The organism is Tardiphaga sp. 285_C5_N1_2 (assembly GCF_052076065.1).
GTDB lineage: Bacteria > Pseudomonadota > Alphaproteobacteria > Rhizobiales > Xanthobacteraceae > Tardiphaga > Tardiphaga robiniae.
The window spans coordinates 2,879,241-2,901,719 of record NZ_CP197241.1; the positions used below are offsets into that span (position 1 = coordinate 2,879,241).

Here is a 22,479-nt window from a genome sequence, read left to right on the forward strand (position 1 = left end):
ATTCTCCCCGACGACCTCAGGCGAGAATTTTATTCGCGCGATTTTGAAGCCTGATACAGGAATCTGCAGCCACGCCCCGACTGCCGGCGATATGGCTGGTGAGCTTTTGCGTCACCTCGCGCCGCAACACATTGAACTCCGGAGACGCCACATCGCGCGGGCGTGGAAGATCAACCTCGATCTCGCAATCGATGCGGCCAGGCCCTGCCGACATCACGATGACGCGATCCGCCAACATCACGGCCTCCTCGACCGAATGGGTCACGAAGATCACGGTAAGTCCTGTCGTGCGCCAGATCTCGACGAGTTCCTCCTGCAGCTTGCTGCGGGTCAGCGCATCCAGCGCGCCGAACGGCTCGTCCATCAGCAGCACGTCGGTGTCGTTGCTGAGTACGCGCGCGATCGCAACACGTTGTTTCATGCCGCCGGAGAGCTGGTGCGGATAGCGATCGGCGAAGGCGGTCAGTCCGACCATCGCCATGAACTTGTCGGTGAGTTCGTCCACGACCTTGCTCGCGACACGACGATGCTTCGGCCCGAAGCCGATATTGTCGCGCACGGTCAGCCACGGAAACAGCGCGTAATCCTGAAACACCATGCCGCGATCCGGGCCCGGCTTGTCGACCGGAAAGCCGTACATGGTGACCGAGCCCTCAGTCGCTTTCTCGAAACCGGCGACGATGCGCAGCAAGGTGGACTTGCCGCAGCCGGACGCGCCGAGCAGACAGACGAACTCGCCCTTGCGGATGGTGAGGTTGACACCGCGCAGCGCTTCGACCGGACCGTTGGAGGCCTGATAGATTTTCCTGACGGCGCTGACCTCGAGGATATCAGGCGCAATTGTGGTTGGTCGATCAAGCATGATGCTGCGGGCTCCAGCGGAGGAAGTAGTTGCTGAGCATCAGCAGGATGCGATCCGAGAGAAAGCCGGTGATGCCGATGATGATCATGCCGGTGATCACGAGATCGGTGCGCGACAGTGTGCGGCCATCCATGATGACGGCGCCGAGGCCTTCGGGCACACCGGTCATCTCGCCGACCACGATCAGGATCCATGCGAAACCTGCACCGAGACGAAGGCCGTTGAAAATGCTGGGTAGCGCTGCCGGTAAAACGACGGAGCGGAACTGCTGCGCGCCGCTGCAGCCGAGCATTTCCGCAGCCTCGAACAGCCTGATATCGACGGATCGCACCCCGAACACGGTGTTGAGCAGGATCGGAAAGAACGCGCCGAGAAACACCAGGAAGATAGCCGCGCGCGGACCTAGTCCGAAGAAGATCATCGACAGCGGCAGCCATGCCGTCACCGGGATCGGTCGCAGTAGTGACAGCGTAGGGTCGAGCAGCTTGCGCAACAGCGGCATGCGCCCGATCATCAGGCCGAGCGGAATGCCGATCGCTGCCGCGCAGAGAAAGCCGCCATAGACGCGCTGCACGCTTTTCCAGAAATGGATCGGCAGGCTGGCGCTGTACGCATCGTCATAGATTCCGCCGAAAGCGAAATCCCACATCATGATGGCGACACCGGCCGGCGACGGCACCAGCCGCGTGCCGGTCCAGCGCACCATGACGTCCCAGATCACCAACAGACACACCGGCACAATCAGCGCGAGCGCAACTGTGCGCGCCCGCTGCACACCCTGCCCGCGCTTCCCGGCCGCAGGCACCGGGGTTTCCGCTGCCGGCGCAGGCTGTACCCTGTTGGACGTATCGTCCATCATGCTTTGCAGGCTCACGACGCGCTCACGTGGCCGCTAGCGTCTTCACGAAGCTCGCATCGATGAAGGTCTTGTAGTCCGGCAACTGCCGGATCTGCTTCTTGGCCAGCATCTGGCCGCCGTAATATTCCGCCTGCTTCATGAACTGGTCGTCGATATTCCAGGTCAGCTCCACATTCGGTGCGGCCTTCTCGATCGACGGCTTCTGCTGGCCGAGCTTCTGCATGGCGATGGCGATGAAGGCCTCACGGTCCTTCATGGCATATTCGCTGGCCAGGCGGTGGGTCTTGAGCAGCGCCTTGATGAGCTCAGGATCTTTCTCGATCAGTTCGCGGCGCGTGGCCAGCACCATGTTCAGCGAACCGGTCGGCGTCGTATAGGGATATTCGACGATCTGGCCGACGCCATTGGCGAGGCTGATGCCCGGGCCGGGCTCGGCGCCCACATAGGCGTCGATGTCGCCGCGAGCGAGCGCCGGCGCCATGTCGCTGAACGACAGACGCACGGACTCGACGTCCTTCACCGTCATGCCTTCGGCGGAGAGACGATCGAGGATCACGACTTCCTGGGTCGAGCCCGGCAGGATCGCGACCTTCTTGCCCTTCAGGTCCTTGATCGTATTGATCCCGGAATCCTTCTTGGCGACGACCGCCATGCCACGATTGCAGGCAGACGCGATCACCACGATCGGCTCGCCATTGGCGCCGCCGAGCGTCGCCGCGGCAAAACCGAAGATGCCGAAATCGACAGTGCCGGTCACGACGGCGTTCTTGCCGTCGGTCGGGGTTTCGAACGGGATCACCTCGAACTTGACGCCATCAGGCGCGAATTTCTCGTAGAAATACGGCGTGACGCCGTGAATGAGCTTCAGCGTTCCGATCTTGACCACGCGGTCGGCGGCAAACGCCTTGATGCTGGTCGTGGACAGCGCCGCGGCAATGGCCGTCAGGCGGATGAAATCACGTCGGTTGGTGCTGTACATGTCGTTCCCTTGGGCTGAACCGTGTGCCAGCCCAAAAGGAATGCAATAACCATGCCTCGTATACAGCTATCGGTGGAGCGTGCCCTCGCCCGCAATGGACCATATTCGGGACGAGCTCACCACGTCGCGTCCAGCCCGAGCAGTCCCAGGATCTGCCGTCGCAGCTCGGCCAGATGCGGATCGCCGCGATGGCGCGGATAGGGCCGGTCGACCGTGATATCCGCCGTTACCCGCGCGGGACGATCGCTGAACACGATGACGCGGTTGGCGAGAAACAACGCCTCCTCCACGTCATGGGTCACCAGCAGTGCCGTGAAGCCGTTGCGTTGCCAGAGCGACACCAGCTCGGCCTGCATGGTGATGCGTGTCAGCGAATCCAGTTTGCCGAGCGGCTCGTCGAGCACGAGGATGCGCGGATCGTTCACCAGCGCCCGCGCCAATGCCACGCGCTGCGCCATGCCGCCCGAGAGCTGATGCGGATAGGCTTTCTTGAATGCGCCGAGACCGACGAGATCGATGGCTGCATCGACACGGTGACGCTGTGTCTTCAGTACCCCCTGCGCTTCCAGCCCGAGCGCGACATTGTCCCACACCGTCCGCCACGGAAACAGTGTCGGGTCCTGAAACACGACAACGCGGGATGGATACGGCCCGGTGATGGCCACGCCATCCTCATCCAGCGTGCCGGCACGCGGCGGCTCAAGACCCGCCACCAATCGCAGCAACGTGGACTTGCCGCAACCGGAGGGGCCAAGCAGCGCGACGAACTCGCCGGGCGCAACGCTGATGCTGACGTCGTCGAGCACCGGCAACACGCTGCCATCGATATCGAAGGCATGGCTGACGCCCTTGATGTCGAGCGACGCGCCGGTCGCTGCGGGCTGAAACGGCTTTGCCAGCGCTACCATTTGACGACACCTTTCTGCCAGACCAGCAGGCGGTCGCGCACCTTGAACAGCAGCGTGATGGCGCCCGAGCACAGCAGCGACATCACGATCAGCGCCGCATACATGTTGTTGTAGGACGCCCAGCCCTGCGCCCATTGCAGATAGAAGCCAAGCCCGGCCTTGACGCCGATCATCTCGGCCACAACCAGCACCGCGAAGGACGCACCGAGCCCCATGAACAAACCGACGAACACATGCGGCAGCGCCGCCGGGATTGCGACCTTGGTCACCAGGAAAGACGGCTTGGCACCGAGCGTTCGTGCGACGTCGTAATAGGCGGTGCTGACGCTGGCCACGCCCGACCAGGTCAGCACCGTCACCGGAAAGGCGGTGGCAAGCGCGATCAGGAACGTGCTGGCGCTCCAGGCGGATGGGAACGTGAAGAACGCAATGGGCAGCCAGGCCGTCGCCGGCAACGGTCCGATGAAGCGCAGGATTGGATGCACCCAGTAGCCCGCGAGCCGCGACCAGCCGATGGAGACGCCGGTGAGGAAGCCTACGACCGCGCCGATGAAGTAGCCGCCAAGCTGCAGCTTCACCGAGGCGAAGGCGCTATCGAGCAGTTTCGGCAGGTCGTCGGTATAGACCTCGACGATCGACTGCGGCGGCGGAAAGAACGGCAGCGGCAGCCAGCCGAATTTCGCCGTTGCAAGCTCCCACAGCGTCAGGAACGCTCCCAAGGCAAACAGCCAGGGCGCGCGTCGCTGCACGCCGTCGCCGAATTTGCCGAGTGCTGCCTGCGCCGTGGTCGCAATCGCGATGCCGCCAGCAATCGCGAATGCCGTATAGGCTACAGCCTCGGTGCGTGGCCAGTCGCCGATATCCGGCCATCGCAGGCACGACAGGCCGAAAGCCAGCCAGGCGAGCCCTGCCCCGATCCCCGTGATGCTGAAACGAAGCTTGTTGACGAATTGAAGTCCACCATCGCCAGCAATAAGCGCGGTCTCGCGGTCACCGCCAAGCGATGAGATCTCAGACGCGGAATACGTCGGCATAGATGCGCTCCGCGAATTTGGTGGTGTCGGTTGACGGCTTGAACACGGAAACCGTCTTGAGATCGTCAGCGTAGGATTTCAGCTCGCGCTTCAGCGCATCGCCCACGGGGTGATGATGATGGGTGTGATACTTCACCATACCCAGCAGATCTTCGACGGTGGCATTCTTCGGCGCATAGGGCTGGAACGACTTCGCAGCCTTCTCAGGATTCTGCGATGCGAACATCGCAGAATCGAGCAGCGCCTGCGTCAGACCGCGCGCGACCAGAGGATCGTCACGCAGCAGGCTGCCACGCACGCCGACGATGCAGCAGCTGATATCCTTGTAGGGGCCATCGAGATTGGAGCCGACTTCCTTCAGTTCGCCGTCCTTGAGCCAGAGATAGGCCAGCGGATCGGAGGCGAGCCCGATCTGTGCCTCGCCCTTCTCCACAGCGAGCCGCACCAGATTGCCGGGATATTGCCGCCACTCGACGTCCTTGTCCGGATTGAGTCCGGCCTTGGCGAGCTGGATCGAGAAGAAGTTCTTGTCCGGACCAGCCATATCGCCAACCGCGATCGTCTTGCCCTTGAAATCCGCAACGCTCTTCACCTCCGACTTCGCCGGCGCCAGCGCGCGCAGGCAGCCGCCATGGGTGCCGGCGACGATCTTGACGTCGAAGCCCTGCTCCAGCGGCTTCAGCCAGCGCAGCGCCATACCCAGGCCCGCATCGGATTTCCCGGTGGCAATGGCTTCGAGAAGCTGGTCCGTCGAGCCGCTGTAATTGACCAGCTCGACATCGAGGTTCTGCTTCTGGAAGAAGCCGTGATCGATGGCGACCGGCAGCGGCGCAAGGCAGACCGCGCCGGCATTCCAGGAGAGCTTCAATTTGCGCGGTGCGCCGGTGAGCGCGGGCGCCTCCGATGCGGTCCTGCAGATCGGAAATTCGGAGAAATCGATGGGTGACGCCTGCCGGAACGGAAACGCCTGCGCGCCCCATACGCCGAGTGGCGCGGCCAATGCGGCTGCAGCGCCGCCGCGCAACAGCGACCGGCGATCCATCAGCGGCTTGCGGTTGTGATCATCGTTCGACATCTGGTCTCCTTGCGATCGGCACAGCGTTGCCCATGGCCGCGACGCATGGTGTTGCGGCTCGCGCTGATGCGATGGTCAATGTGTTAAGTGGAAGCTCAGCCGTGAGAGTCCGCCGACTCCCGCCCTGTGATTTCGATGGTACGAGGATGCGCAGCGCGGCGGCTTCGGTCAATAAAATGGAATTTTGAATGTCGCGCAGGATGGAGAGATTATCTCCAATGAGAGCAGCGCCGGGAGAGAACGCAATTTATCGCTGAGGAAGCGTTCTACTGATGACGCAGTTGAAGCAAAACAGTTCTCTCGCTAACGCGCGCTCCCCTCATGGTGAGGAGGCGCGAAGCGCCGTCTCGAACCATGAGATGCCGGCGCTCAGAGTCTGCGGCCATCCTTCGAGACGCCCGCTAACGGCGGGCTCCTCAGGATGAGGGCTAGAGATATCAATATACGTCGAGCTGAAAGCGCCCCTTCTTCTTCAGTTCACTGACGAACATCACCGCTTCATCAGTCGAACGCACGCCATGCTGGGCGGCGATATCGACCAGTGCCCGCTCCACATCCTTGGCCATGCGCTTGGCATCGCCGCAGACATAGACATGAGCGCCTTCGGCGAGCCAGGTCCAGACGTCGCGGCCGACCTCGCGCATGCGATCCTGCACGTAGAACTTCTCGCCCGCGTCGCGCGACCAGGCGAGCGACAACCGTGTGAGGAAGCCTTCGGTCTTCATGCCATTGAGTTCGTCGGCATAGAAGAAATCCGAGGCGCTGCGCTGATGGCCGAAGAACAGCCAGTTCTTGCCCGGCGCCTTGGTGGCCTTGCGGTCGTGCAGGAACGCCCTGAACGGCGCGATGCCGGTGCCCGGCCCGACCATGATGATCGGCGTCTCCGGATTTTCCGGCAGCGCAAAGCCATGCGCCTTCTGGACATAGACCTTGAGCTCGTCGCCGGGCTGGATGCGATCGGCGAGGAAGCTCGAGGCCAGACCATGGCGCTTACGCTTGCCGACCATATAGCGAACGATATCGACGGTGAGCGACAACCGGCCCGGCGTCGCATTGTGCGATGACGAGATCGAGTAGAGCCGCGGCTGCAGCGGTTCCAGCGCTTCGATGAAAGCTTCCGGATGCGGACGCACGCCGGAGAATTTCTGCAGCGCAGCCATCACGTCGAGCGTCGCGGCATCGCCATCTGGGTCCTCGCCCTGTGCAAGTGCGCGTGCCTTGGCGCGCTGCGCCCCGCCGGTGAGATAGGACATCAGCTCGAACAGCGAATCCGGCGCCGGGGCCAGCGAGACGTCGTATTGCAGTACTTCACGCAGCGTCTTGCCGCGCACTTCCGTCATATGCGACGCGCCGAGCAGCGCGATGATCTGGTCGACATGACCGAGATCGTTCGACGCAAAGATGCCGAAACTGTCGCCGACGACGTAATCGAGGCCACAGCCCGATAGATCGAAATCGATATGCCAGGTCTCTTTCTCGGAGCCTTTGCCATTGAGCAGGCGGCGGCCGAGAAACACGGCGGGTGCGGGATTGTCGCGCGAGCGGCCGAGCGTCGACGGATCCGGCGCAGCAACTTCGACCGGCTCCGCAGCAGCAGGCATCGCTGCTGCCGCGGGCGCAGCACCGGCCGGTGCCTTGTCGAGCTCTTCATAGAGCGACTTCAGCATCCGCGCGGTCTCCTTGCCGCCGGGCACGCAGAGATTCAGCCGCGCTTCGGCCTTGGAGGCGATCGCGTCGGAATAATCGTTGCAGTTATAGCCGCACTGGCCGCAGTCCTGCTGCGCCATCGCCGCCATCATCTTGCGACGAACCGGCTTGCCTTCGGCGAGCTTCATGCGATCGGCGATCGGCATGGTCTGATCATGCCACGGCGCACCATCGTCCTCTTCCATGATGGCGGCGCCCTGCTCTGCAGAGAGCGGCGTCGCCGACGCATCGGACAGCAGGCCGGCGAAGAAGCCGTTCAGCCAGGAGCGTTGCGCTTCCGAGAACGGCGCAGACGCAGGAATGATCTCGAGTTTGGGCGGCGGCGTCATCTGATTCATGCGGACACCTGTTCATCAGCAAGCTTACGCAACGATGCCGCGTCGTGACGGCGCGAGAAAGTGAGGAAGGTCTCGTCCGGCGACGCGCGGTGGGCGAGATAGGCTTTCAGCAGCCGCTCGACGACGACAGGCGCGTCCTCGGACTTCACGTTCTGATAGACCTCCTGCCCGACATCGGCTTGCGGGCCGAAGCCACCGCCGGTGAAGATGTGGAAGCCGTCCAGCGTATCGTCGCTGTCATCGACGGGGATACGCGCGCCGATCATGCCGATGTCGCTGATGTAATGCTGCGCGCAGGAATGATGGCAGCCGGTGAGATGGATGTTGATCGGCGTATCGACCTCGACGCGCGTATCGCACCATTCGGCGATGTTCGTTGCCGTGCGTTTGGTATCCGCATTGCCGAATTTGCAACCGGCGCGGCCGGTGCAGGCGATCAGGCCGGCGCGAATCTCGGTGGTCTTGATGGCAAGGCCGAGGGCTTCGATGGCCGCAGTCGCCAGCGCGACATTCGCGTCTTTCACGCCGGGGATGAGCAGGTTCTGCCACACTGTCAGGCGGATATCGCCGTCGCCGAGATCGGCCGCAATCTTCGAAAGCCCCCGCATCTGATCGGTCGTCACCTTGCCCAGCGGCAACACGACGCCGATCCAGTTCAACCCGTCCTGCTTCTGTCGGTGCACTCCGATATGCGCCGTGCGGTCGAAGCTTGGGCGGGGCAGCAACGCGTCCGCCGGAACGCGGGTAAACGGCGCGCCGAGCTTCTCCTCGACGATGGTCAGGAACTTCTCCATGCCCATGCCGTCGATTACGTATTTCAGCCGCGCTTTAAGCCGGTTGGTGCGGTCGCCGAGATCGATGAAAACGCGCACGATGGCGTCGGACACCTTGGTGGAGTCCTCCGGTCTCACGATGATGCCGGTATCGGTGGCGAAATCCTTGTGACCGGTGATGCCGCCGATGCCGAGCTTGAACCAGACACCGGGTGCGACGCCGAAGCCATCTTTCACTTCGACTGCCTGGAAGGCGATGTCGTTGGTGTCCTCCAGCACGGCGATCTTGCCGGCGCCGTCGAAGGCAACGTTGAATTTGCGCGGCAGGCCGGTCAGCGTGCGGTCATTGAGGATGTGATAGTGCCACTCGCGCGCATAGGGCCGCGTGTCCAGCAGTTCCTGCGGGTCGATGCCGGCGGTCGGCGTGCCCGTAACGTTGCGGATGTTGTCGGCCCCGGAGCCGCGTGAGCACAGACCGAGATCCTGGATACCCTCGATCAGTTTCACCGCATTTTTCGGCGGAATCTCGCGCACCTGCAGATTGGCGCGCGTGGTCACATGCGAGAACGGACCGCACAACTCGTCACTGAGATCGGCAAGACCTGCAAGCTGCCAGTGCTTCATGATGCCGTTCGGGATCCGAAGCCGGCACATATAGGAGTCCTGCGTCGGACCCACATAGAAGATGCCGTAATAGCGCCAGCGAAAATTGTCGGCCGGCGATGGCCGCGCATCGATCGCGGCCTGATCGCGCAGCCGCGGATAGGCGTCAAAAGGATGTTCCTCGCGCTTCCATTTCTCCTGCTCGACCAGCTTCTTGCCCGAGGCGATGGTGCGATCCTGCGCCTTGATATGCGGCGCATCCGGTCCGGTCGGCTCCGCATTGGCCTTGGCTGACGCGCCGCCGCCGAGACCCTTGCCGACACGGCTGATCTGCAGCCCTGTCGAAAAGCCTTCAAGGTAGCGCTTCTGTTCGTCAGTAAAGTCGATGGAGAGCGTTTCAATTTTCATGCGGGACGAAGCTCCTGCGGGCCACAGCGTGGCTTCAACGGGGATAAGGATCGCGGACCGCACAGGCTCAGGTCAGCGCGTCGCGCCGGCTTGAATTCTGGAAGCGATCCGATCAGCCTCGTTGCTGCGGAAATCCATCTGAACTGGCCGGCGGGCATCAGCGAACGCCGGTTGACTAGAGACATTCAAGTCTCGTGCCAGATCGTCCTCGGAGGAAAAACGTCAAGAAATCAGGGGATTGAGGTCGAGGTCGGGCGGAACCCGCCCGTTCGGTGCCAGCGTTTGTGCACCGCACGCTCAATAATTAGACGGCGGGAACGTCAATGGCAGCTATCGTTGCGAAGGCCCCGCGCGACGAAGCCATCCAGACTGGGCTCGTGGCCTTTCGGATTGCCGCCTCGGTAAGAGGAAAGCTGGCGAACCAGCTTTCCTTGACCTCATCATGAGATGCAAGAGTGAGCGCGGGCCTAAGCCGTTAGACCGCCTCGAACGCCGCCAGATCAGCGGCTCCGTCGTCCAGCACTTGCGTCTGCCGCAGCATGTCCTCGATGCCATCTATCGCGCGCCCCACATCGACCGTCGACGTGTCGATCCGCAGCTCGACCGTCTCCGGCGCCTGATAGTCGTTGGCGATACCGGTGAAGCCCGGCAGGTCGCCGGCGCGGGCCTTGGCGTAATGCCCCTTGGGATCGCGCTGCTCGCAGATCTCTGCCGGAGTCGCGACATAGATCTCGCGAAATGCGGTATCGACCGCGCTGCGGGCCTCGGCGCGGTCGCCGCGCGAGGGCGACACAGCCGCGACGATGGCGATATGACCGTTGCGGGCGAGATGGCCGGCCATCTCCGCCAGTCGCCGGACATTCTCGCTGCGATCGGCGGCGGAGAAGCCGAGGTCGCGGTTGAGTCCGGCGCGCAGCGTGTCGCCGTCGAGCAGGATCGGCGAACCGCCTTTGGCGAACAGCCGGTGCTCCAGCGCCCGCGCCAGCGTCGACTTGCCGGATCCCGGCAATCCCGTGAACCACACAACTGCGCCTTGATGGCGATAGCGCGCTGAACGTTCCTCAGGCCGCAGTGCCGACTGCACCGGCACGATGTCCGACGACGCCGCGCGTTGGGCAGCATCAAAGGAGAGCACGAGACCGCCACCGGCGATCCGGCCACCGACCTCGATCACGAGACGTCCGGTGCGCGGATTGTCGACATAGCGATCGGCGGCGACCGGTTGCGACAGTGCGATCTCGATTTCACCGACGTGATTGCGGGCGATCTGTTTGGTCTCGACACTGGCCAGTTCGCCGGGATCAATCGCCTTTTCGATCGCGACCACACGGCCGCGCACTTCGCGCACGCCGAGCCGCACCAGGATCGACGATCCCGCTGTCAGCGGCTGATCGTGCAGCCAGAAGATCCGCGCCCGCAGTCGTCGTGTATCCGATGGCACCGCGCCCACATGCGCGATCACGTCGCCGCGCTCGACGAACAGTTCGCGGTCGAGCGTGATACCGACGGATCGCCCTGCCCCGTGCTCGCCTTCCAGCGGCGTCGCCGACCAGCGCTCCACGCTCTTGATCTTTGCTCGTTTGCCGGCGGGCATGATCACCACGTCGTCGCCGACAGCCAGATGCCCGGCCTCGATACGCCCGGCCACGATGCGCCGGTCGTCGAATTTGTAGATCGCCTGTACCGGCAGCCGCAGCGGCAATTCATCAAGCGCGAGTGCCGGCTTCAGCGCATCGAGCGCCCCCACGACGGTCGGCCCGCGATACCAGCCGATACGGTCGGTATGGGTGGCGACGCCATCGCCATCCCGCGCCGAAATCGGAATCACCGCAGCAGGCGTGACGCCGAGTTCGATGAGATGCGCCGAAATTTCGTCGCTGATCGCCTGAAAGCGCTCGGCGCTGAAATCGACGCGGTCCATCTTGTTGACGACAACGGCAACCTGCTTCACGCCCAGGAGATGCAGCAGATAGGCATGGCGCCGGGTCTGATCGCGAACGCCTTCCAGCGCATCGACGATCAGCACGGCGCCATCGGCCTGCGATGCACCGGTGATCATGTTACGCAGAAACTCGGCGTGGCCGGGCGCATCGATCAGAATGACGTCACGCAATTTGGTGCGGAAGCGAATCTGCGTGGTATCGATGGTGATGCCCTGGTCACGCTCGGTCTGCAGCGCATCGAGCAGGAATGACCATTCGAACGGCATGCCGCGCCGGGCGCTCACCGCTTTCAGCATCTCCAGCTTGCCATCCGGCAGGCCGCCGGTCTCGTGCAGCAGGCGACCGACCAGCGTCGACTTGCCATGATCCACATGGCCGACGATGACAATGCGCAGTTGCGGGCGCGTGGTGCCGTTGGGCATTCCGAGCGAAGTCGGATTGACGGGTTTGGTCATGGCATCACCTCTACAGATAGCCGGCGACGCGCAGTCGCTCGAAGGCGTCTTCGGTCTCATGATCGAGTGCGCGGCCGGCGCGCTCGGGAATCGTGGTGCCGTCGAGCTCGACCAGGATTTCGGCAATCGTGCTGGCGGTGGATGCGACGGGATTGGTGATGTCGGCATCGCCCAGCGAGCGGTAGCGCTTGCCGTCTTTGGCCAGATAGAGCGGGATGATCGGGATGTTTTCGCGCGCCGTGTAGGCCCAGATGTCGGCTTCGGTCCAATGCAGGATCGGATGAATGCGCAGATGCGCACCGGGCGGCGGCGAGGCGTTGAACTGGTCCCAGAATTCCGGTGGCTGGTCGCGCACGTCCCATCCGCCCTCGACACCGCGCGGCGAGAACACCCGCTCCTTGGCGCGGGTCGCCTCTTCGTCCCGCCGAATACCAGCGATCAATCCGTCGAAGCCGTGCTTCGCCAACGCGAGTTTGAGGCCTTCGGTCTTGCGCGCTGCGGAGCGCGCCGCTGGCGGCAGTGTCGGATCGACACTATCGATCGACGGGCAATATTCGACGGTGAGGTCGAGTCCCCACTCCTTCGAATAATGATCGCGAAAGGCGTACATCTCCGGAAACTTCTTGCCGGTATCGACATGCAGCGCGGGGAACGGCACGTGGCCGAAGAACGCCTTGCGCGCCAGCCAGATCATGACGTTGGAGTCCTTGCCGAGCGACCACAGCAAGGCCAGCTTCTTCAGCCGGGCGAAGCCCTCGCGCAGGATGTAGATGCTCTGCGCTTCCAGTTGATCGAGGTGGTCCATCGATACCACGTCCGATCGGACGCGTTCGAGATTGGTCGACGTCATACGCCTTCTCCAGGTCCTCAAAACCGCCGTGAGATTCGCCGTTGCTCACGAAGCGGATACGCTCGGAGAAAGTGCATCTCTGGAACTCGATTTATGGGGTCAAAAAATCTAAACTGCGCTTCTCAAATAGAAAGAATATTTTTCTATTAAGTGGCGACAAACAACTGATATATAGAATCTTATTCCAGTCAAGCTGGATGTGTTGAGGAGTTCGAGATGTTGTCGCCCGGAGCCGTCGTAAGTGCTGTCCAATACGATCAAGCGCTGCAATCCGCCTCGCCCGCCGAGGTGATTGCTGCGGCACTTGATGTCGTCGGCCGCGATAGACTCGCGCTGGTATCGTCGTTTGGCACGGAGTCTGCGGCGTTGCTGAAGGTGATGGCCGATGTCGATCCCGCCATCCCCGTGCTGTTTCTCGACACCGGCTGGATGTTCGAGGAGACACTCGCCTATCGCGACCAATTGATCCTGACGCTGGGCCTGCGCGACGTGCGAACGATCCGCCCCGCAGTAGATGCGCTTGCCGCTCACGACAGCGATGGGGATTTGTGGTCGTCCGATCCCGACACCTGCTGCCGGATCCGGAAGGTCGAACCATTGGCGCAGGCACTGGCGCCGTTCAGTGCATGGATCAACGGCCGCAAACGATTTCAGGGCGCATCGCGCGCGGCCATTCCTGTCGTTGAAACCGATGGCGGGAAGCTGAAATTCAATCCATTCGCCAATGTCACGCCGGACGAGATCGGGCTGATCTATGCGTCGGCGAAGCTGCCGCCACATCCGCTCATAGCCTCAGGCTTTGCGTCCGTCGGCTGCATGCCCTGCACGTCCCGCACCGCGCCTGGCGAGGACCCCCGCGCCGGCCGCTGGCGCGGCCGCGCCAAAACGGAATGCGGCATCCACACATCGGCGAACTGACGCCGCCGCTACGACTTCATATGCGCGATCTCGAACGCAGCGAGATGGGCAGCGATGTTGCTCGGATCGAATGGCGGTCCAGCGAAGGCGCCAACCGCGTCGGGCACATCAGTCAGAGCGCTCCCGGTGATACCGAGCGCGGCATCGTAGAGGTCGGGGCGGAACACACCCTGTGCGATCTTCAGCGCCTCGGGGCTGATCGCGGCCTGTCCCCAGCGCACCATCTGGGCATAGAGCCAGGCGGCCTGAACGGGATCAGGACGCCCGGCTCCTTCGCGGCCGACCAGCAGATAGCGCCCGCTCTCGCGCATGGTGCCATCCGGTGAAATCTTCAGCCGGCCATCCAGCGTCCGCAGCAGGACCTCCGGCGAGACGCCGATATATTGGGGCTTGGCGAGAATCGCGGCAATCTCATTGCGGTTCTCCGGCGCCTCAATGAAGGCAGCCGCGCTCACATGCGCCCGCGTGAGCGCCGCCACGATGTCCGGGTTCTTCTCCGCCCAGTTCTGCCTCATCGCCAGCACCTTCTCGGCAGCGCGCAGCAGGATGTCGGAGACGAAATGCAGGATATGGCCGACGCCGAGATCGACCGCGACAGAATTCCAGGGCGCGCCGACACAGAACGCATCGACGTGACCGTTGGCGAGACTGTCGACCATGTAAGGCGGCGGCAGCACCACGAGACGGACGTCCTCATCGGGATCGACGCCGCCGGCGGCCATCCAGAAACGGAGCTGGTAATTATGCGTCGAGAACGGAAACGTCATGCCGAAGGTCAAGGGATCGGCGCCGGCACGGGCGCGCGCGACGACCACGCGGCGCAGCGCCTGCGCGGTGGCCATCGGATCGGTCGGGTCACCGTCGAGTTCCGACATCAGCGCCGCATGCAGCGCCGGCGAGACGGTAATGGCATTGCCGTTGATGCCGAGATTGAACGACGCCACGATCGGCACTTTCACATGCCCGAGCCCGAGGCTGGACGCGATGGCAACGGGCGCCAGCAGATGCGCCGCTTCGAACAGGCCGATATTCAGCTTGTCGCGGACATTCGACCACGACACTTCCCGGACCAGTTCGACATTCAGCCCCTCGGCCTTCGTGAACCCCTTGTCGACCGCGACAATCAGGGCGGCGGCGTCGGCCAGCGGAATGAAGCCGATGCGAAGCGGGTGGTCGATCATTTCAGCAACTCCGCTGCGGTGATGATCGACTGCGCGATCTCGCCGATTTTCTTCTTTTCACGCATCGCCGTGGATCGCAGCAATACGTAAGCCTCTTCTTCATTGAGGCCCTTGAGCTTCATCACGATGCCCTTGGCGCGGTCGATGATCTTGCGCTCCTCCAGCGCCGACTTGGTGCGCTCCAGCTCGTCCTGCAGTTTGGAGAAGGCATTGAAACGGGAGATGCAGAGATCGAGGATCGGTTTGATCCGCTCCTTCTTCAGCCCGTCCACGATGTAAGAGGATACCCCCGCCTCGACCGACGCCCGTGCCGACTCGGCGTCGCTCTGGTCGACGAACATGGCGACTGGCCGGCGCACGGCGCGGGACACCTGGAACATTTGTTCCAGCACGTCGCGGCTGGGGTTTTCGAGGTCGATGACGATGACGTCAGGGTCCAGGGCGTAGATCCGGGCCAGCAGGTTATGCATCTCCCGGATATGCTGGACGTCCACATAGCCAGCCTCCCGCAGCCCTTCCTCAAGGATCGCGGCCCGGATCGGGCTTTCGTCGACAATGACAATTTTGGGCGACTGGTCGGCAGGCATCGGGCACTCACATGGATGCAGCATACCCATAGCACGCCCGCGCACGGCTTAAAGCCTTGTAATTATGGGCAAATGGGACTACCTGCTGCCTCTCAATCAGGCAGATCGAATATGCAACAGGCCGCCGCGCCCAAAATCTCCTTTGTCTCGCTGGGATGCCCGAAGGCCCTGGTGGATTCCGAGCGCATCATCACGCGGCTGCGGGCCGAAGGCTACGAACTCGCCCGCAAGCACGACGGCGCCGACATCGTCATCGTCAACACCTGCGGCTTCCTCGACAGCGCCAAGGCGGAGTCGCTGGGCGCCATCGGCGAAGCCATGGCGCAGAACGGCAAGGTCATCGTCACCGGCTGCATGGGCGCCGAGCCCGAGCAGATCGAGGCCGCCTATCCCAACCTGCTGTCGATCACCGGCCCGCAGCAATATGAGAGCGTGCTCGACGCTGTGCATCGCGCGCTGCCGCCGGTGCACAATCCACATATCGATCTCGTGCCGCCGCAGGGCATCAAGCTGACGCCGCGGCACTACGCCTACTTGAAAATTTCCGAAGGCTGCAACAACCGCTGCACCTTCTGCATCATCCCGAAGCTGCGTGGCGATCTGGTCTCGCGTCCGGCCAACGAGGTGCTGTTAGAGGCTGAGAAGCTGGTGAAGGCCGGCGTCAAGGAATTGCTGGTCGTGTCGCAGGACACCTCGGCTTACGGTGTCGATATCAAATATGCGACGAGCCCGTGGAAGGATCGCGAGGTCCGCGCCAAGTTCTATGATCTCGCCAAGGAGCTCGGCGAACTCGGCGCCTGGGTGCGGCTGCAATATGTTTACCCGTATCCGCATGTCGACGAAGTCATCGGCCTGATGAATGCCGGCAGCAATGTGCTGCCCTATCTCGACATCCCGTTCCAGCACGCGGCCCCGGAAGTATTGAAGGCGATGAAGCGCCCGGCCGCGCAGGACAAGACACTCGCCCGCATCAAGACGTGGCGCGAAATGTGCCCCGATCTCACACTCCGCTCGACCTTCATTGTCGGCTTCCCCGGCGAGACCGAGAGCGATTTCCAGTATCTGCTCGACTGGCTGGAAGAAGCGCAGATCGACCGCGTCGGCGCGTTCAAATACGAGTCCGTGGCAGGCGCGACCTCCAATGCCATCGCCAATGCAGTGCCCGAAGAAATCAAGCAGCAGCGCTGGAACGCACTGATGGAGCGCCAGCAGAAAATCTCGGCGCGCCGCTTGAAGCGCAAGGTCGGCACCCGCCAGCAGATCATCATCGACGAGGTCGGCCCGACTGTATCAAAGGGCCGCTCGAAGGCGGACGCGCCTGACATCGACGGATCGGTCTATATCACCGCACGCCGGCCGCTGAAGGTCGGCGAGATCGTCACGGCGAAGATCGAACGCGCGGACAATTACGATCTGCACGGGACCGTGGCGGGATTCTAAAGCGATACTGTCTCAGCCGTCATTGCGAGGAGCACTTGCGACGAAGCAATCCAGCACTTTCTCGTCGCACTGGATTGCTTCGCTGCGCTCGCAATGACGACGATCGTTTACACCTTCAAAATCACCGCGCCCGTGGTCTTGCGTGCTTCCAGGTCCACATGCGCCTTGGCCGCATCCTTCAGCGCATAAGCGTGATTGATCGGCACATGCAGCTTGCCGTCGATCACAGCCGAGAACAGCGTGTCGGCGCCCTCCAGCAATTCCGAGCGCTTGGCGACATAGTCATTCAGCTTCGGACGCGTCGCGAACAGCGAGCCGTGATTGTTGAGTTCGGCGATGGCGAATGGCGGCACAGGACCCGACGCGTTGCCGAACGACACCCACATGCCGCGTGGCTTCAGGCATGACAGCGACCCCGGATAGGTAGTCTTGCCAACGCCGTCATAGACCACGTCGCAGAGTTCGTTACGGCTGATCTGCTTCACGCGATCGACGAAGTTCTCTTCGTTGTAATAGATGACGTGATCGCAGCCATTGGCCAGCGCCAACTCGCCCTTCTCTTTCGAGCCGACGGTGCCGATCACATGCGCGCCCATGGCCTTGGCCCACTGGCAGGCGAGCAGACCGATGCCGCCCGCTGCGGCGTGGATCAGCACGCGGTGATGCGGCTCGACCTTGAAAGTCTTGTGCAGCAGATACCAGACCGTGAGGCCCTTCAGCATCAGCACGGCTCCCTGCTCGTGGGTGATACGATCGGGCAGCTTCACCAGCCGGTCGGCGGCAAATACGCGCTCGGTGGCATAGCTGCCGAGGGCCGAATAATAGGCGACGCGGTCGCCGGGATGAAAGCCGGTGACGCCCGGACCGACCTCGATCACTTCGCCGGAGGCTTCGTTACCGGCGATGAACGGCAGCTGCGGTGCCTTGTAGAGGCCGCTGCGGAAGTACGTATCGATAAAATTGACACCAATGGCATGCTGGCGGATGCGCACCTCGCCCGCAGCCGGTGCCGGGACTTGCACGTCTTCATAAGTGAGGACTTCGGGTCCACCGATCTCGTGGACGCGGACGGCTTTGGTCATCGTTCAATCTCCCTGAGTGACTTTGGTCTCAAGCGATAACCGACAGTCGCGTGATGTCAACCGGTGCCCGGCTGAGCCCGCTTCCGGCGGTTGCGCTTCGCCAGCACATTGAACAGCTCGACCGCCGCCGAGAACAGGATAGCGAAATAGATGTAACCGCGCGGGATGTGGAATTTGAATCCATCCGCCATCAGCGAGACGCCGATCAGCACCAGGAAGGCCAGCGCCAGCATCTTGGTGGTCGGATATTGCGCTACGAAGCGTGCCACTGGTCCGGACGATACATACATCACCGCACAGGCGATGATGACGGCGGCAACCATGATCTCGATGTCCTGCGCCATGCCGATCGCCGTAATGATGGAGTCGAGCGAGAAAACGAGATCAACGACGATAACCTGCAGGATCACCCACGCAAAGGCGTTCGGTGCCGGCTTCTCGTTGCCGGGTCCCTCGCGCGCCTCGACCTCGGCATGAATCTCGTGCGTTGCCTTGGCGATCAGGAATAGACCGCCACCGATCAGGATCAGATCACGCCAGGAGAATGCGAGGCCTCTCACCGTGATGACGGGTTCGGTCAGGCCGATCAGCCAGACGAGGACACTCAGCAGGATGATGCGGAACACCAGCGCCAGCGCGAGACCGATCTGGCGTGCGCGGGTGGCCTGCGGCTCCGGCAGCCGCGACACCAGCACCGACAGGAAAATCACATTGTCGATACCAAGTACGATTTCAAGCGCGGTCAGCGTCAAGAGCGCGGCCCAGGCTTCAGGGCTGGAAAACAGTTCGATCATGATTTGGAGGGCCTCATGAGGCGGATGACGGCGTCACCGCAGACAATGTAAAAAGCGATCGCGCAGAGAGCGACCGTAACAGGCCAAGCAACAGCGAAGTTCTGTATCAGCGTGATGACGGCCAGCACAGCCCAGATCGCCATCAGTGACAGGTTCAACCGGCGCAGACGCGTCACGCGAACGGGATGCAGCACATGCACCGGCACAAAGGTCAGGACGATAAGCGCTAGCATCGCAAGGCTCGCCATGACGGGCGATGGTTGCAGCAGGAACAGATAGAACGCCGCCCCGTTCCATAGCGCCGGAAAACCGCGAAAGTGGTTGTCGTCGGTCTTCATGCGTTTGTCGGCAAAATATAGTGCGCTGGTGACGACGATCCCGGCACCGAGCAGCACCGCTGTCCACGGCACCAACAGACCGGAGGCCGCGATCGCATAGGCCGGCACGAAGACGTAAGTGAGGAAGTCGACCACGAAATCGAGCGCATCGCCCGACCAATCCGGCAACACGCGGCCGACGTCGAAGTGTCGGGCGATCGGGCCATCGAGCCCGTCAATGATCAGCGCCAAACCGAGCCAGCCGAACATCACAGCCCATTCGCCGCGCACGGCGCTCATCATGGCAATGAGTGCCACGCCGGCACCGAGCGCAGTAAAGATGTGAACCGAGAACGCCGCCGCGCGCGCGGATCGTGACGACGACGGGAGTTGGTCCGGACTCGAAGCGGTCATGTGCCAGGAATTGCTAGCAGGAATCCGCCCGATTTGCACAGGCGCCGATGCGGCACTCGGCCGCCCGACACTGCGGGAACGATTCCGCGGCGCGTAACGGCTTGAAAATACCCGGCCAAAAGCCGATGGTCCGGCCATGACCGAGACCCCTGTTTCCACCTCCATCTATGATGTCGCCGTCGTCGGCGGCGGCCCTGCCGGCCTTGCTGCCGCCCTCGCGCTGGCCGAGACCGGTGCCCGTACCGCCCTCGTCGCCCACCGCGTCCCCTACGGCGACAACCGCACCACCGCGCTGCTGGGCGGCTCCATCGCGTTTCTGGAAAGCCTCGACGTCTGGCGCCGCTGCGCCGACAAGGCGGCCGCGCTGACGACCATGCGGCTGGTGGACGACACGGGCCGGCTGATCCGCGCCCCCGAAGTCAAATTCGTCTGCGGCGAGATCGGCCTCGAGACCTTCGGCTACAATATCGAGAACCGCGAATTGATGATCGCGCTCGAAGCGCGCGCCGCGGAATTGACCAATCTCATTCGCATCGATGACGAGGCCGATACGGTCTCGCCGGACGAGATGCAGGTTCAGGTCCGCACGCGACAAGGCCAGGTCCTGGTGGCGCGGCTGATCGTCGGCGCCGATGGCCGCCAGTCCCTGTGCCGCGAGACAGCGGGCATTTCAGTCAAGCGACGCGCGCTTGACCAGACCGCGCTGACCTTCAACATCGCGCATAGCCGGCCGCACAAGAACATGTCGACGGAGTTTCACACCCCCGCCGGTCCCTGCGTGTTCGTACCCCTGCCCGGCAATCGCTCCAGCGTCGTCTGGGTCAACAAGCCCCGGGATGCCGAGCGCCTGATGGCATTGAGCGACGAGGCGTTGTCGGACGCCGCCGAGAAACAATCGCATTCGATCCTCGGCCGGGTTCAGGTCGAGCCGGGTCGACACACGTTCCCGCTGGCAATCGAGCAGCCCGCACAGCTAGCAAAGAACCGCATCGTACTGGTCGGCGAAGCCGCGCATGTGGTGCCGCCGATCGGTGCGCAGGGTCTCAATCTTGGCCTGCGCGACGCCAGCGATATCGCTGACGTCGTTCGCGATGCCGGCATGAATGGCGCGGATATCGGGGCAGCGCCGGTGCTGGCGCGGTTCGAGCAGATACGCCGCAGCGATATTTCCTCGCGCACCTTTGCCATCGACATGGCCAACCGTTCGCTGCTCAGCGATCTTCTGCCGATGCAGGTGATCCGCGCGGCCGGCATGCATGCGATGGGGTCTATAGGCCCGTTGCGCCGCCTCGCGATGCGCGAGGGCCTGTCGCCATCGTGGCGGAAGAGCTGACGTAACTTGTCTTTCGTATCTTTCGTAGGATGGGTAGAGCGTCTTCGCGAAACCCATCGTTCACACGTGCGATAGGTGATGGGTTTCGCTGCGGCGCTTCGCGCCTCCGCTCTACCCATCCTACAAGCGGGTATCCTACGGAAACGCGATCTGGCCGGTCTTCAGGAAATACATCACCGACGTCAGCGTCAGCACCGACACGAAGGTGCCGAGCAGCACCGCGACCGATGCAGGCTCGATCCAGCTGTCATATTGCCGCGCGATCACGAACACGTTCAGCGCCGGCGGCAAGGAAGCGAGCAGCACGGCCGTCGCGGCCCATACCGGCGGGAACGGCCCGAGCAGCAACATCAGGCCGAACACGATTAGCGGATGGATGAGCAGCTTGATGAAGATCAGGCCAGGCACCTCCCACGGCACGCGCCCCAGCGGCCGCAAGGCAACCGTCACACCGAGCGCGAATAGTGCAACCGGCGCAGCAGAATTCTGCAGGAACAGCAGCATGCCATCGACCGCGACCGGCATCTGGATGTGAAACGCCGCGACGAAGGCGCCGAGATAGGCTGCCACGATCAAGGGATGCAGCACGATATGCTTGATGACGATGCCGATGGTCGGCAGCAGCGGACGCTTGTCGCCTGAGGTCAGCGCCATCATCAGCGGCGCGATCGAGAACAGGAAGATGCTGTCGAAACAGAACACCAGTGCGGTCGGCACCGCCGCCTTGGGGCCGAGCACCGCCAGCGCCAGCCCCGGTCCCATATAGCCGATATTGCCGTAGCCGCCGGCGAGCCCCGCCATCCCGGCCTCGCGCATGGTCAACCGGCCGAGGAATTTACCGGTGCCGACCGACAGAAAGAACGCCGTTGCAGTGGCCAGCGTGGTCCCGATCACGAAGGGCAGATTGTTGAGTTCCTCGAACGGCGTCTTCGCCATGATGCGGAAGAACAGCGCCGGCAGCGACACATAGAGGAGGAAGAAATTCATCCAGGCGAGGCCGGATTCGGGCAGGTTCTTCACCTTGCCGCAGGCGAAGCCGATGAAGATCAGCCCGAAATACGGCAGTGCGAGATTGAGGACGTCCATCATTTGATGCGTGTTTTTCTTGGTTCTTGGCCCGGCGGGCGGGATAGCGGGGAGCGGCTTCCGGCTGTCTTAATTCCGTCGTTTGCCTCTAGCATCGGCCACAATCCTGGTCTATTCGACCAGAATGATTAAAGCGCGGACCGCCAAATTCCAGATTGGACAGATCGTCCGCCACCGGATCTTTTCGTTCCGGGGGGTGGTGTTCGACATCGATCCGGAATTCAACAACACCGAAGAATGGTGGCTGTCGATCCCCGAAGACGTTCGTCCGAACAAGGACCAGCCATTTTACCATCTGCTGGCCGAGAATTCTGAGTCGGAATACGTCGCTTACGTCTCCGAGCAGAACCTGCTCCCGGATGAATCCGGCGAGCCGATCCGGCACTCCCAGGTCGCCGAAATCTTCATCAAGGACAAGTCCGGCAGCTACCGGCCGCGCAATCCGTCGCTGAACTGACGCCGGGCCGTCCGAGCTTCCATTTCCAGGTATCTGTTGCTGCGTTCAGGATCGTGGTAAGTTTATCGCTGGCGAG

20 protein-coding genes are annotated in these 22,479 nt (G+C 62.7%); 4 read left to right on the forward strand and 16 right to left on the reverse strand.

Annotated elements, in window-relative coordinates; all coding sequences use genetic code 11:
* Positions 1 to 16 precede the first annotated feature (16 nt).
* The 10 genes from AB7951_RS13805 to cysD all read right to left on the reverse strand — a co-directional run bounded on the left by AB7951_RS13805 (position 17) and on the right by cysD (position 12,794).
* On the reverse strand, positions 17 to 862 hold the full coding sequence (locus tag AB7951_RS13805; RefSeq protein ID WP_120289795.1) for an ABC transporter ATP-binding protein: 846 nt from the start codon (positions 860 to 862) through the stop codon (positions 17 to 19).
* Entirely contained in the window at positions 855 to 1,718 is an 864-nt protein-coding gene (locus tag AB7951_RS13810; protein ID WP_439062656.1) for an ABC transporter permease, read from the reverse strand. Before AB7951_RS13810 ends, AB7951_RS13805 begins: the two co-directional genes overlap by 8 nt.
* A gap of 25 nt (positions 1,719 to 1,743) precedes the next feature.
* Positions 1,744 to 2,700 carry an ABC transporter substrate-binding protein gene (locus AB7951_RS13815; protein WP_092142802.1) on the reverse strand — a complete coding sequence of 319 codons (957 nt, stop codon included), beginning with the start codon at positions 2,698 to 2,700 and terminating at the stop codon, positions 1,744 to 1,746.
* A gap of 116 nt (positions 2,701 to 2,816) precedes the next feature.
* The gene (locus AB7951_RS13820) at positions 2,817 to 3,608 is read right to left on the reverse strand and encodes an ABC transporter ATP-binding protein (RefSeq protein WP_120289797.1); all 792 of its coding nucleotides are present in this window, start codon (positions 3,606 to 3,608) and stop codon (positions 2,817 to 2,819) included.
* Positions 3,602 to 4,642 carry an ABC transporter permease subunit gene (locus tag AB7951_RS13825; protein ID WP_120289799.1) on the reverse strand — a complete coding sequence of 347 codons (1,041 nt, stop codon included), beginning with the start codon at positions 4,640 to 4,642 and terminating at the stop codon, positions 3,602 to 3,604. The genes AB7951_RS13820 and AB7951_RS13825 overlap by 7 nt, the downstream gene beginning before the upstream one ends.
* Positions 4,620 to 5,717, reverse strand: coding sequence for an ABC transporter substrate-binding protein (locus AB7951_RS13830; RefSeq protein WP_120289801.1), 1,098 nt, complete (start codon positions 5,715 to 5,717; stop codon positions 4,620 to 4,622). Before AB7951_RS13830 ends, AB7951_RS13825 begins: the two co-directional genes overlap by 23 nt.
* A 437-nt stretch (positions 5,718 to 6,154) precedes the next feature.
* A complete protein-coding gene (locus AB7951_RS13835) occupies positions 6,155 to 7,762 on the reverse strand; it encodes a sulfite reductase subunit alpha (RefSeq protein ID WP_120289803.1) in 1,608 nt (535 codons plus the stop codon).
* Positions 7,759 to 9,546 (reverse strand): NirA family protein, encoded by a 1,788-nt coding sequence (locus AB7951_RS13840; protein WP_120289805.1) that lies wholly within the window; start codon positions 9,544 to 9,546, stop codon positions 7,759 to 7,761. The genes AB7951_RS13835 and AB7951_RS13840 overlap by 4 nt, the downstream gene beginning before the upstream one ends.
* A 475-nt stretch (positions 9,547 to 10,021) precedes the next feature.
* On the reverse strand, positions 10,022 to 11,944 hold the full coding sequence (gene cysC / locus AB7951_RS13845) for an adenylyl-sulfate kinase (protein WP_120289807.1): 1,923 nt from the start codon (positions 11,942 to 11,944) through the stop codon (positions 10,022 to 10,024).
* 10 nt (positions 11,945 to 11,954) lie between these two features.
* Positions 11,955 to 12,794, reverse strand: coding sequence for a sulfate adenylyltransferase subunit CysD (cysD, locus tag AB7951_RS13850; protein WP_068731681.1), 840 nt, complete (start codon positions 12,792 to 12,794; stop codon positions 11,955 to 11,957).
* A 216-nt stretch (positions 12,795 to 13,010) separates the two neighbouring features.
* On the opposite strand from cysD, the gene AB7951_RS13855 reads away from it, so the two are divergent.
* Complete coding sequence (locus tag AB7951_RS13855) at positions 13,011 to 13,712, forward strand: phosphoadenylyl-sulfate reductase (protein ID WP_120289810.1); 702 nt, start codon at positions 13,011 to 13,013, stop codon at positions 13,710 to 13,712.
* A gap of 8 nt (positions 13,713 to 13,720) precedes the next feature.
* Here AB7951_RS13855 and AB7951_RS13860 read toward each other — a convergent pair whose 3' ends face one another.
* Both AB7951_RS13860 and AB7951_RS13865 read right to left on the reverse strand, forming a co-directional pair.
* Complete coding sequence (locus tag AB7951_RS13860; protein ID WP_120290337.1) at positions 13,721 to 14,890, reverse strand: CmpA/NrtA family ABC transporter substrate-binding protein; 1,170 nt, start codon at positions 14,888 to 14,890, stop codon at positions 13,721 to 13,723.
* Complete coding sequence (locus tag AB7951_RS13865; RefSeq protein ID WP_089264382.1) at positions 14,890 to 15,480, reverse strand: ANTAR domain-containing response regulator; 591 nt, start codon at positions 15,478 to 15,480, stop codon at positions 14,890 to 14,892. Before AB7951_RS13865 ends, AB7951_RS13860 begins: the two co-directional genes overlap by 1 nt.
* Before the next feature lie 111 nt (positions 15,481 to 15,591).
* On the opposite strand from AB7951_RS13865, the gene rimO reads away from it, so the two are divergent.
* A complete protein-coding gene (gene rimO / locus AB7951_RS13870; protein ID WP_120289812.1) occupies positions 15,592 to 16,920 on the forward strand; it encodes a 30S ribosomal protein S12 methylthiotransferase RimO in 1,329 nt (442 codons plus the stop codon).
* Positions 16,921 to 17,027: 107 nt separating this feature from the next.
* Here rimO and AB7951_RS13875 read toward each other — a convergent pair whose 3' ends face one another.
* From AB7951_RS13875 to pcsA, 3 genes are read right to left on the reverse strand one after another with little or no spacing between them, the layout of a single operon-like run.
* Entirely contained in the window at positions 17,028 to 18,002 is a 975-nt protein-coding gene (locus tag AB7951_RS13875) for a quinone oxidoreductase family protein (protein ID WP_068731670.1), read from the reverse strand.
* Positions 18,003 to 18,058: 56 nt separating this feature from the next.
* Positions 18,059 to 18,796: a TerC family protein gene (locus AB7951_RS13880; RefSeq protein ID WP_089264384.1), complete on the reverse strand. Its 738-nt coding sequence runs from the start codon at positions 18,794 to 18,796 to the stop codon at positions 18,059 to 18,061.
* Entirely contained in the window at positions 18,793 to 19,527 is a 735-nt protein-coding gene (gene pcsA / locus AB7951_RS13885) for a phosphatidylcholine synthase (protein ID WP_120289814.1), read from the reverse strand. The genes AB7951_RS13880 and pcsA overlap by 4 nt, the downstream gene beginning before the upstream one ends.
* Before the next feature lie 136 nt (positions 19,528 to 19,663).
* On the opposite strand from pcsA, the gene AB7951_RS13890 reads away from it, so the two are divergent.
* Positions 19,664 to 20,860, forward strand: a complete 1,197-nt coding sequence (locus tag AB7951_RS13890) for a UbiH/UbiF family hydroxylase (RefSeq protein WP_120289816.1) — start codon at positions 19,664 to 19,666, stop codon at positions 20,858 to 20,860.
* 135 nt (positions 20,861 to 20,995) lie between these two features.
* Here AB7951_RS13890 and AB7951_RS13895 read toward each other — a convergent pair whose 3' ends face one another.
* Entirely contained in the window at positions 20,996 to 21,949 is a 954-nt protein-coding gene (locus tag AB7951_RS13895) for an AEC family transporter (RefSeq protein WP_120289818.1), read from the reverse strand.
* A gap of 121 nt (positions 21,950 to 22,070) precedes the next feature.
* Here AB7951_RS13895 and hspQ point away from each other — a divergent pair, with 121 nt between their 5' ends.
* A complete protein-coding gene (gene hspQ, locus AB7951_RS13900; protein ID WP_089264388.1) occupies positions 22,071 to 22,403 on the forward strand; it encodes a heat shock protein HspQ in 333 nt (110 codons plus the stop codon).
* Positions 22,404 to 22,479: the final 76 nt, after the last annotated feature.